The organism is Marinobacter alkaliphilus, assembly GCF_055394375.1.
The window spans coordinates 2,771,257-2,782,302 of the sequence record NZ_AP043751.1 but is presented as its reverse complement, the minus strand read 5'-3'; the positions used below and the strand labels follow the sequence as shown (position 1 = coordinate 2,782,302).

The 11,046-nt window shown below is 55.8% G+C and carries 10 protein-coding genes and 2 tRNA genes; 5 read left to right on the top strand and 7 right to left on the bottom strand.

The window, feature by feature from the left end; translation table 11 throughout:
• Positions 1-50: 50 nt before the first annotated feature.
• Together fadA and fadB are read right to left on the bottom strand one after the other, a co-directional pair.
• A complete protein-coding gene (gene fadA, locus ACZ5Q2_RS12725; RefSeq protein WP_106695880.1) occupies positions 51-1,226 on the bottom strand; it encodes an acetyl-CoA C-acyltransferase FadA in 1,176 nt (391 codons plus the stop codon).
• 32 nt (positions 1,227-1,258) lie between these two features.
• Positions 1,259-3,406, bottom strand: coding sequence for a fatty acid oxidation complex subunit alpha FadB (gene fadB / locus ACZ5Q2_RS12720; RefSeq protein ID WP_061332171.1), 2,148 nt, complete (start codon positions 3,404-3,406; stop codon positions 1,259-1,261).
• 314 nt (positions 3,407-3,720) lie between these two features.
• Between fadB and ACZ5Q2_RS12715 the strand changes: the two genes are divergently transcribed.
• Complete coding sequence (locus ACZ5Q2_RS12715; protein ID WP_061332170.1) at positions 3,721-4,539, top strand: hypothetical protein; 819 nt, start codon at positions 3,721-3,723, stop codon at positions 4,537-4,539.
• Positions 4,540-4,669: 130 nt separating this feature from the next.
• Positions 4,670-5,101, top strand: coding sequence for a universal stress protein (locus tag ACZ5Q2_RS12710; RefSeq protein WP_058091192.1), 432 nt, complete (start codon positions 4,670-4,672; stop codon positions 5,099-5,101).
• A 46-nt stretch (positions 5,102-5,147) separates the two neighbouring features.
• Here ACZ5Q2_RS12710 and ACZ5Q2_RS12705 read toward each other — a convergent pair whose 3' ends face one another.
• The 5 genes from ACZ5Q2_RS12705 to ACZ5Q2_RS12685 all read right to left on the bottom strand — a co-directional run bounded on the left by ACZ5Q2_RS12705 (position 5,148) and on the right by ACZ5Q2_RS12685 (position 9,472).
• Positions 5,148-5,816: a DUF6901 family protein gene (locus ACZ5Q2_RS12705; protein WP_061332169.1), complete on the bottom strand. Its 669-nt coding sequence runs from the start codon at positions 5,814-5,816 to the stop codon at positions 5,148-5,150.
• Complete coding sequence (locus ACZ5Q2_RS12700; protein WP_061332228.1) at positions 5,813-7,750, bottom strand: ATP-binding cassette domain-containing protein; 1,938 nt, start codon at positions 7,748-7,750, stop codon at positions 5,813-5,815. The genes ACZ5Q2_RS12705 and ACZ5Q2_RS12700 overlap by 4 nt, the downstream gene beginning before the upstream one ends.
• Before the next feature lie 5 nt (positions 7,751-7,755).
• A complete protein-coding gene (locus tag ACZ5Q2_RS12695; protein WP_061332168.1) occupies positions 7,756-8,553 on the bottom strand; it encodes an MOSC domain-containing protein in 798 nt (265 codons plus the stop codon).
• A gap of 133 nt (positions 8,554-8,686) precedes the next feature.
• A tRNA-Gly gene (locus ACZ5Q2_RS12690) sits at positions 8,687-8,762 on the bottom strand.
• A 107-nt stretch (positions 8,763-8,869) separates the two neighbouring features.
• Positions 8,870-9,472 carry a DUF924 family protein gene (locus tag ACZ5Q2_RS12685; RefSeq protein ID WP_061332167.1) on the bottom strand — a complete coding sequence of 201 codons (603 nt, stop codon included), beginning with the start codon at positions 9,470-9,472 and terminating at the stop codon, positions 8,870-8,872.
• Between the two features lie 92 nt (positions 9,473-9,564).
• Between ACZ5Q2_RS12685 and ACZ5Q2_RS12680 the strand changes: the two genes are divergently transcribed.
• From ACZ5Q2_RS12680 to ACZ5Q2_RS12670, 3 genes are all read left to right on the top strand, one after another.
• Entirely contained in the window at positions 9,565-9,942 is a 378-nt protein-coding gene (locus ACZ5Q2_RS12680) for a sirohydrochlorin chelatase (protein ID WP_374786542.1), read from the top strand.
• 28 nt (positions 9,943-9,970) lie between these two features.
• Positions 9,971-10,876: a TIGR01777 family oxidoreductase gene (locus ACZ5Q2_RS12675; protein WP_432210041.1), complete on the top strand. Its 906-nt coding sequence runs from the start codon at positions 9,971-9,973 to the stop codon at positions 10,874-10,876.
• A gap of 85 nt (positions 10,877-10,961) precedes the next feature.
• Positions 10,962-11,037, top strand: a tRNA-Glu gene (locus ACZ5Q2_RS12670).
• The last annotated feature ends 9 nt before the right edge of the window (positions 11,038-11,046 follow it).

Below are 11,046 nucleotides of genomic sequence, written 5' to 3'. Positions count from 1 at the left end.
CCGGCAAAAGCCGGGCCTCCTGATGAGCGTTACTGATTCGGATCAACCGATCAGAGGCGCTCCCACACAGTGGCAATGCCCTGACCAAGACCGATACACATGGTGGAAACACCAAGCTTACCGCCTTTGGCCTGCATAACATTCAGCAGTGTGGTGGAGATACGGGCACCAGAGCAGCCCAGCGGATGGCCCAGGGCAATCGCGCCGCCGTTCAGGTTAACCTTCTCTTCCATAACACCCAGCAGTTTCAGATCTTTCAGAACCGGCAGGGATTGGCCAGCGAAGGCTTCGTTCAGTTCCCAGAAGTCGATGTCTTCGACTTTCAGGCCTGCACGCTTCAGCGCCTTCTTGGTAGCCGGAACCGGACCGTAGCCCATGATCGCGGGATCACAGCCGGCAACTGCCATGCTGCGAATCTTGGCGATCGGCTTCAGGCCCAGGGCTTCGGCCCGCTCGGCTGACATCAGTACCATCGCAGCGGCACCGTCGGTCAGCTGGGAGGAAGTACCGGCAGTGACCGTGCCGTTCTTCGGATCAAACGCCGGACGCAGCTGGCCGAGGGACTCAGCCGTGGTTTCCGGACGAATGGTCTCGTCTTCTTCGATCAGCTTCACAAAGCCATTTTCGTCATGACCTTCAACCGGAACGATTTCGTTCTTGAAGCGGCCTTCAACGGTAGCTTCGTGAGCCAGGCGATGGGAACGGGCACCGAACTCATCCTGTTGCTCACGGGTAATGCCGTGCATTTTCGCCAGCATTTCTGCAGTCAGGCCCATCATGTTGGAGGCCTTGGCAGTGTACTTGGACGCAGCCGGGTTGTGGTCAAAGCCAGCGGTCATGGGTACGTGGCCCATGTGCTCGACACCACCCACCATGAACACATCACCGTTGCCAGTCTGGATAGCCTGGGCAGCTGTGTGGATGGCGCTCATGGCGGAACCACACAGACGGTTAACGGTCTGGGCAGCGGACTCGTGAGGGATACGGGTCAGCAACGAAATCTGCCGTGCCACGTTAAAGCCCTGTTCCTTGGTCTGGTTTACACAGCCCCAGATCACATCTTCTACTTCTTTCGGGTCGAGCTTCGGGTTGCGCTCAAACAGTGCTTCAATCAGCGCAGCGGACAGAGTCTCGGCGCGAACGTTGCGGAAACAGCCGTTTTTGGCACGACCCATCGGAGTCCGCACGCAATCGACGACGACAACGTCTCTCGGATTAAGGCTCATAGATCTTTCTCCGTTCGGAAATCTCGTTAGGGTTAGCCAAAGAACTTCTTGCCGGTCTTGGCCATTTCACGCAGCTTCTCGGTCGGCGCGTACAGCGGGCCAAGATCTGCGTACTTGTCTGCCAGTTCGACGAACTTGTCGACGCCCATGTCGTCGATGTAGCGCAGAGCACCACCACGGAACGGAGGGAAACCGATACCGTAGATCAGGCCCATGTCTGCATCGGCCGGGTCTTCAACAATGTTGTCTTCCAGGCAGCGAACGGTTTCCAGGCACAGAGGAATCATCATGCGGGCGATGATTTCTTCTTCGTCGAAGTCCTTGCTGCCGTTAACCACAGGCTCGATAAGCTTGTAGGTTTCTTCGTCGACAACTTTCTTCGGCTTGCCCTTCTTGTCTTCTTCGTACTTGTAGAAGCCCTTGTCGTTCTTCTGACCGTAACGGTTGTTCTCGAACATCACGTCAATGCCAGACTTGAAGTCGGCCTTCATGCGATCCGGGAAGCCCTCTGCCATCACCTCGTTGGCGTGCTTGGCAGTGTCCATACCTACAACGTCGAGCAAGTAAGCCGGGCCCATGGGCCAGCCGAACTTTTCCATCACCTTGTCGATCTTCTGGAAATCAGCACCGTCACGCAGCAGCGCGGCAAATCCACCGAAATACGGGAACAGAACACGGTTAACCAGGAAGCCCGGGCAATCGTTGACCACGATCGGGGTCTTGCCCATGGCCTTGGCGTAAGCAACAGTGGTCGCGATGGCGCGGTCACTGGTCTTCTCGCCACGGATAACCTCAACCAGCGGCATCATGTGCACCGGGTTGAAGAAGTGCATGCCACAGAAGTTCTCCGGACGCTTCAGGTTCTTGGCCAGAAGGTTGATGGAGATGGTAGAGGTGTTGGACGTCAGGATGGTGTCCTCGCGAACCGCGTCTTCAGTTTCACGCAGAACCGCATCTTTAACCTTCGGGTTCTCAACAACCGCTTCAACAACCAGATCTACGCTCTTGAAATCACCGTAGTTCAGGGTCGGCGTGATGTTGTTCAGAACGTCGCCCATCTGGCCGGCGTCCATCTTGCCCTTGGCAACACGCTTGGACAGCAGCTTCTTGGCTTCATTCAGGCCCAGCTTGATGCCGTCCTGATTGATGTCCTTCATGACAATCGGGGTGCCTTTCAGTGCAGACTGGAACGCTACACCGCCACCCATGATACCAGCGCCCAATACCGCAGCCAGTTTCACGTCGGAAGCTTCTTTTTCCCAGGCGCTGGCTTTCTTCTTCAGGGCCTGGTCGTTCAGGAACAGACCAACCAGACACGCGGCAACGTTGGTCTTGGCCATCTTGGCGAAGCCTTTGGCTTCCACTTCGATCGCCTTGTCACGAGTCATGCCGGCATGCTTCTGCATGGTCTTGATGGCTTCCACCGGCGCCGGGTAGTTCTTGCCAGCCTTGCCGGCCACGAACGCCTTGGAAATCTCGAACGCCATCATGCTTTCCATGGCGTTCAGCTTGATCTTGCCTTTCTTCTCTTCACGACGGGCCAGGTTATCCAGCTTGCCTTCGTTGCACTGGTTGATAATGGCAACGGCAGCGGCTACCAGCTTGTCGGCTTCAACCACGGCATCAACAGCACCAACCTTCAGTGCGGCATCGGCACGGTTTTCAGTACCACCGGCAATCCACTCAACGGCGTTGTCCACACCCACCAGACGGGACAGACGTACAGTACCGCCAAAGCCCGGGAAGATACCCAGCTTCACTTCCGGCAGACCAACCTTGGCCTTGGGAGCCATAACACGGTAGTCGGTGGCCAGACACATCTCAAAACCACCGCCCAGAGCGATACCGTTGATAGCGGTAACCGTCGGGAACGGCAGATCTTCGATGGCGTTGAAAACTTCGTTCGCCTTCAGGTTGTTAGCAACGAGGTCTTCCTCGGAACCTGCAAACAGCTCGGTGAACTCGGTGATATCCGCACCGACAATAAAGCTGTCCTTGGAGCTGGTGACTACCAGGCCCTTGAGGTTCTTCTGGGATTTGAGTGCTTCAGCTGCGGCGCCCAGCTCTTCGATGGTGAGACGGTTGAACTTGTTAACTGACTCGCCCTGCAAGTCAAAGTCCAACTGAGCGATCCCGCCTTCGATCTCTTTAACCGTGATGGCTTTACCTTCGTAAATCATCAACTGATCTCCAGTCTGTGTTTGGAACTGCTGACAACCGGTTGGCGAAACGCCGAGCCGACTGCCTGTGCAGCGAGATTTCGGTCACTGCCCGATCATTCGATCCAAAAAATTCATACAGTCGTTTGAATCGTGAGGACACACGATGAAAAAAAAAGACGCGTTTGTCAATTTGTTTCTTGATGAAACCTGAAGAAAAAAGGGAGTACAGCCTGTAAGAGCCGGAAACTACTTGATTAGCCGGCAGAGTTACTTTAACTTCGAGATGCGACTTTAGTCCACAATAATAAAACAGTATTACGGAGACTCATCCGATGAAAGACGCTCGCCTGCGCATTCAGTCACTGCTTGCCGCACTGCTACTACTATCCCTGACCGCGTTTGGCGCCCAGGCACAGGACACCGGCGCAGACTTCCTGTCAGATCTGCACGATTTCCGCATCAACAATTATCTGGCCCTGGACTCGTTCTACGCATTCAGCGCCAACGGCGACACGGAAGCCCTCAATCGTATCGTGGGCAGTATCAATGCCTCCAATAATGCGATGAACGCCGTGATCGCCAGCACCAGTGGCGTTCTGTCGCCACAACAAGTAGAAGGACTCAATCAGGATTTCGATCAGTTCAAGGATCTCATGCGCGGAAACATCAACGAAGTCCGGGATCGCGGCTACCCTGACCTCCGCCTGATGGCCGATCTCGCAAACAAGGCGTCAAGCATGAACGAGCGTGCTACAGAGCTTTATGGTGTTGCCCAGGAGAACAGCGGCACCCAGGCTGACGCGCGTATTGAGTCTGCTCGCTCCGCGGCCGTGGTGATGGCACAAATGATGGCAAGGTACTCCGCGCGCACCCACTCGTCCGTGGCCCAGACGTTCCAGGGCGCATCAGACGAAGCGTCGCTGGACCAGCAGGCTCTGATGTTTGACAGCTTGCTGGCCCGGGTACAATCCGGCTCCGCCAGTGCTGAGCTCAAGGCCGCCATTGATGATGTCAGCTCCAAATGGCAGTTCATCCGCAGCTCCTACATCAACTACAACGAAAACAACGTCAGCTTCGTCATTGACCGCTATTCCAAAGGGATCATTCGCAGCCTGACCACCACCATCGAAATCCTCGAAAGTAACGCCTGATGTGTCTTCGGGCGGATTAACGATCCGCCCGAAGTTTCCCTTCCTGTTGATGCCCGTCAGAATCCCGCTACACTTTCTCGTATAAACTGTTGATACTGACTATTACCCCAATTCGCAAAGGAGTGACTGAATGTCGACCTACAACAAGATGCTGGTTGCCATTGACCTGACAGAAGAAGCCCCGCAGGTTCTGAACAAAGCAAAAGCGATCTGCGACGCCTATGGTGCCGAGCTTTTTCTCGTCCATGTTGTTGAGCCGGTGGGTTACGCTTACGGTGGTGATATCCCGATGGACCTCACCGAACTTCAGGACCAGTTGGACAAAGCCGCCCGCGAGCAGCTGGCGAAGTACGGTGACCAGCATGGCGTGCCGAAAAGCCACCAGATCGTCACGGTTGGCCGTCCGGAATCCGAAATCCATCGTCTGGTAAAAGACCAGGGCGTTGATTTGGTGATCGTTGGCAGCCATGGCCGCAAGGGGTTTCAGTTGCTTCTGGGCTCAACTGCCAACGGCGTACTGCACGGCACCCAGTGCGACGTTCTGGCCATCCGGATTCACTAAGCCACCCCGCCCAAACGCCGGTTGAGGCACCATGACAAAGGGAGGCTTACGCCTCCCCTTTCATTCTCGCCTGCAGTTTTCTGAGTTGACTCTCCAGTGACACGCTGACACTCGATGCCATGGAGAAGAAATTCAGCAATGCCTTTAGGTTGCTGTCGCCTTTGCAGACCGCATGAATCCGTTGCCAAAGCGCCTGATTCACTAACTGAAGCCTCTGATTCCGTTCTACCAGCCCTTTTAGCTCCCAATCAGCCTGCTCCTGGTTCCGCTGGGCAAACAATTGCTGCAGCAGATAGTAGCCGACGCTCCGCATAACGAATTCGTCGCTGTTAGCGAATGGAAGATGATGCAGCGCCATCGGTTTGAGTTCTGACAGTACCGGGCAGCCACTGGTTGCCATCTTCAGCCCAAGTAACGAACGCAGCGCTTCCTCAAGCGTCGTCTGCTTGGAGTAAGTGCGCCGGTCGTCGGTGACCTCTACATCTACTTTCTGGTAGGCATCTTCGGCCTGAAACGCCTCAACCACCGGCAGGATTTCAACCGCCGCCGGGCAGTATTCCACCTCCCCCGCTTTCAGCGGACAATTTGAGCACTTGCAGTGCTCAAGCCTGACCCAGGAAGGGAATCCCGAGACCGGTGGCTTCGCCGGCTCACCGGTCACCTTGAATTCGATGTTTCGTCCATCATGAAATTTGAAATTATAATTGATATTCATTGACTCGCCTGTTCTTCCAGCTCCATCCACCGCTCGATGACCGACTCAAGTCGGGTTTCCGTTTCCGACAACTTTTCAAGAGTGGCTGAGACTTCGTCCGGTGGGCCTGAATAAAAGTCCGGGGCAGAAATGGATTCCTGAAGTTCTGCCACCTCACGCTCCAGTGCCTCAATCTTGCCAGGCAACTGTTCCAACTCCAGTTTAAGCTTGTAACTCAGCTTTGCGGCCTTTGGTTTTGCCGACTGTGACACAGTCTCTGGCACCGGCTGCGTATTTTTGTCCGAACTGTCGGATTTATCACGCTTGTCCTGCTTGTCGAGGCGACTTCCGGAGGTCTCCGAAGGAAACCTGCCGCCCTGTCGACGCCAGTCTGTGTACCCTCCAACGTACTCCCGTACCGAACCGGAGCCATCCAGAAAGATGGTATCCGTCACCACGTTATCGAGAAATTCCCGATCGTGACTGATGACGATGACTGTGCCGTTAAAGTTCCCTAATTGTTCTTCCAACAGTTCAAGGGTTTCGACATCCAGGTCATTGGTAGGTTCATCCAACACCAGTATATTGGCCGGCTTACTGAAAAGCTTGGCCAACAACAGGCGCGCCCGCTCACCACCGGAGAACACCCTGACCGGAGAACGGGCACGTTCAGGCGTAAACAGGAATTCCTGAAGATAGCCCAGAACATGTTTGCTCTGGCCGTTGATATCAATAAACTCGCGACCTTCAGCCAGGTTATCAAGGGCGTTACGGGAAAGGTCCAGCTCGCCCCGGAGCTGATCAAAGTACGCCACCTGCAGGTTGGTCCCCAAGCGGATACTACCCTCGGTAGGCTCAAGCTCTCCCAGCAGCAATCTGACCAAAGTGGTTTTACCGGTGCCATTCTCTCCCACCAGACCAATCTTGTCGCCCCGGATCACCGTCAGGTCCATATCGCGCACAACCTGGTGACCGCCCGGGTATGAGAAGCCTGCCTGTCGCGACTCTGCCACCAGCTTGCCGGATTTCGCCGCCTCTTCCACTGAGAAGTTTGCCGTGCCTCCCCGCACCCTACGCTGTCGATGCTCCTCGCGCATGGCCTTCAAGGCCCGCACACGGCCCATGTTCCTGGTGCGGCGGGCCTTGATGCCCTGACGAATCCAGGCCTCTTCCTGTTTCAGGCGCTTATCGAACAATGCGTTTTGGCGCTCTTCATCTTCCAGCGCCTTCTCCTTGAGCTCGAGATACCGGTCATAACTGGCAGCGAAACTGATCAGCTGACCACGGTCAAGTTCGACCACCCGAGTGGCCATGCGCCGTATAAACGCCCGATCATGGCTGACAAACAGCATCGCCCCACGAAACTGGGTCAAGGCCTCCTCCAGCCAGGCAATAGCGGGCACATCAAGGTGGTTAGTTGGCTCGTCCAGCAACAGTATATCTGGCTCTGCCACCAAAGCCTTTGCCAGTAAAACCCGGCGTTGCCACCCACCTGAGAGCGTGTTGAGGCGGCGGTCCGGGTCGATACCATATTGCCCCAGAATGGTGTTCACCTTTTGATCGAGGCGCCAGCCATCCAATGACTCAAGGCGCTCCTGGACCTTCATCAGACTATCCATGGAAGCCTCATCAGCACTTTGGGACAGCCGATGAAACTCCGCCAAGAGTGCGCCGGTTTCCGGAAACGCCGAGGCAACAACATCGTAAGCCGTCCGGGCATCGTCTGCCGGCAAGCTCTGAGGCAATACCGCAAGCACCGAGCCCTCCTCAAGCCGGACAACACCCGCATCCGGAGTGACGTCACCACTGACGATTTTCAGTAGCGTTGACTTGCCCTCGCCGTTACGCCCGAGAAGGCACACCCGCTCCCCGGGATCAATCATCAGGGTTGCATCATCCAGCAATGGATGCATGCCGAAGGCCAGGGATATTTTTTCCAGTGTTAACAAAGGCACCTTGATCAAGACTCCTGTTGGGAAATGTCTACGGCATCGCCGACCGAAAGGCGCCCGCTACCCTGGTGAACGACGTTCTGGCCGAAAATCACACCATCCCCGGTTTTGCGATAACGGGAGAGCGTTCTGAGGGGCTCGGTATCCGGATCTTTCAGGCCAGTATCCGGGTCCACCGTGGTCATTACGCACCGGGAACAGGGTTTTGCGACCGCAAACCGGGTTTCACCGACGGTAATACTTTGCCAGCCATCTTCAGACCAGGCCTCAGCCCCTGAAATGACAACGTTCGGCCGGAAACGGCGCATATCCACGGCATTGGCCAGCCGGCTATTGAGCTCGTCGAGGGAAGCCTGATTGGTTATCAGCAAGGGGAACCCATCGGCAAATCCAACCCGGCGATTTTCTGGCACCCGCAACGGGTCTACACGACGAACACTCTCATCGGGCATGTACACAAAACGAAGGGACTGGCCAAGGTAACGACTGATCGCCGCATCGGCCGGCTCTGGGCCGGTCAAGGCGTCCACGGTATCGCGCCAGACCTTGACCGCCATCCTGCCATTGCCGGGCTTGAGGACGAAGTCACCCTGCCCCGGAACACCGATCTCAACACCCTGAGGCCCTATATGGGTCGTAACGTTTGCCAACAAAGGTAGCTGTCGCTGGGTTATAAACTGCCCCTGATCGCCCACCAGCATCCAACGCCGGTCCCCGGCGGGTCCGAATTCATCCAGTTCGAATGACGACACTTCGATGCCAGCCAGGGACTTGACCGGGTATATAAAGAGGGATTGAACGCGCATGATGACCACCCTTGCAAGTAACAGGTTTGGGATGGAAGTGAGCGAGTATAACCGACGAAACCTTGTCCATGGGGGAGAAATGCGGAACAGGAAACAAAAAACCCGGCCTTGTGGGCCGGGTTTTTCCTGAATCTGGAGCGGGAAACGAGATTCGAACTCGCGACCCCAACCTTGGCAAGGTTGTGCTCTACCAACTGAGCTATTCCCGCTTGCTGTCAGAGGGCGTTGCCTCTCAACGGCTGCGTATTCTACTGATCAGCGTTCGGCCGTCAACAATTTTTGTTAAAAATTTGTGATTACCTTCAACCGCGCCGTTTTACTGACCAAATCGGCGACCGCCCGCCAGATAGGCCTGCTCTGCCTCCGTGGATGTTCGCCCCAGCGCCTTGTTCCGATGGGGGAAGCGGCCAAATTGCAGCACGATATCCCGGTGATCTACGGCCGACTGCAGGAAGCTACCCAAAAATTCGGCGAGTAAGCCGTCGGCACTGGCAACCAACTGCTCATAACATGCCACTGACAAATCCTGGTCCTTCTTGAGCTCAGAATGCTGCATGGGCATATAAAGAAACGCCCGTTGAATGAGCGGCAACTCAAGATCCTGCCCCCTATCCATTGCCTGCCTGCTCAAATTGCGGGCCAGCCGATCACTTTCGAACGCCAGGGCACCGCCACGGAAGATGTTACGGGTAAACTGATCGAGCAGCAGTATTTCAGCCAATGCGCCTCCCGCTTCATTTCGCCAATGCTCCAAACCCTGCTCAGAGGCGAACAGCACCAGCGAAAGAAAGCGCCTTCGAATTTCCTGGTCAAACTTCCGATCGGACCGAAACCAACGGTTTCGGTGATCGGCATCCGGCAGCCCATGCTCATCCAACTTTCCAAACCAGAAATCCAGAAGCTCTTTCCAATCGAACATTTACCGACTCCCTGTTACATTTAAATCAGCGGGTGTACAGGATCTTATTTGATTACGACCGAAGCATTCCATTTGACCACCCAGGAGCAACCATGACCCAGCCTCACCGAATTATTCTGCTGGCCCACGGCAGCAGTGACCAACGCTGGTGTGAAACCTTTGAACAACTGGCAGCACCAACACTCAAATCGGTCGAGAACGCCGCCATCGCCTATATGGAGCTGGCCGAACCCTCGCTGGAAACCATCGTGAGCCAGGGCAAAGCCGAGGGTACCGAGCACTTTACCGTGGTTCCCCTGTTCCTGGCAGCGGGCCGGCACCTGCGCAAAGATGTACCGGCAATGATCGCAGACCTGGAAAGCCAGCATGGCGTCCAGATCAAACTGGCGCCACCCATTGGCCAGAACCCTCAGTTGGGCGATGCCATCCGGGACGTTGTGCTCCAGGAGCTGGAGAATAACGGATCCTGAAACCATCAGCCGACAGGAGGAGATCACCATGGAGAAAAAAATCCTGATTACCGGCGGTACCGGTTTTATCGGCACCATACTCTGCCGCGAGCTGGTCAACAAAGGGTATGGGCTGACCGTTCTCAGTCGGCAACCGGCAGATACGGTTCGGGCACTGTGTGGTCGAGTAGAAGCGACATCAGACCTGAAGCTTCTTGAAGGGCACCAAGGGTACCATGCCGTCATCAATCTGGCCGGCGAAGGAATCGCCGACAAGCGTTGGACGGCGTCCCGAAAACAGGCCCTGCGGGACAGTCGTATTGGCGTAACCCGGACTTTGGTTGATGTATGCAAAAGCTGGCAAAGCCCGCCGGAAATTTTGGTATCTGGTTCTGCTGTGGGCTACTACGGCGACCAGGGAGATCATCTGGTTACAGAGGATACCCACCCACATCCGGAGTTCACCCATGAATTGTGTCGTGACTGGGAACAGGCAGCACTGCCCTTGGAGGAGCTGGGCACCAGGGTTTGCCTGTGTCGCACCGGCATTGTAACTGGCAGGGGTGGCGGCTTCCTGCAGAGAATGATCCTGCCCTTCCGGCTTGGCCTTGGCGGTCGCCTCGGCAACGGACAACAGTACATGCCCTGGGTGCACAGGGATGATGTGGTTTCAGGGCTTATCTGGATGCTTGAGAACCCCCACGCGAAAGGAGCCTACAACATGGTAAGCCCTAATCCGGCCACCAATAGGGAGTTCACCAAAACCCTCGGCAAGGTTGTTCACCGGCCCACGGTATTCCCGGCCCCCGCGCCGGTGCTCAAACTGGTACTGGGTGAGATGGCAGGGCTATTACTCACCGGGCAGAAAGCAGTTCCGGCGAAATTGCAGCACGAGGGCTTCCGGTTCAAATACGCCGAACTGGAACCAGCACTTGCGGATAGCGTGGTGGGGTAATTTTTTCAAATAAATCGTTGACAGGGCAAAAGCCCTTACTTAATATACGCGCCACCTCGACGAGGCAAGTTGTTGAAAACGTTGCGTCCCCTTCGTCTAGTGGCCTAGGACTCCGCCCTTTCACGGCGGCAACAGGGGTTCGAACCCCCTAGGGGACGCCAATTTTTTCA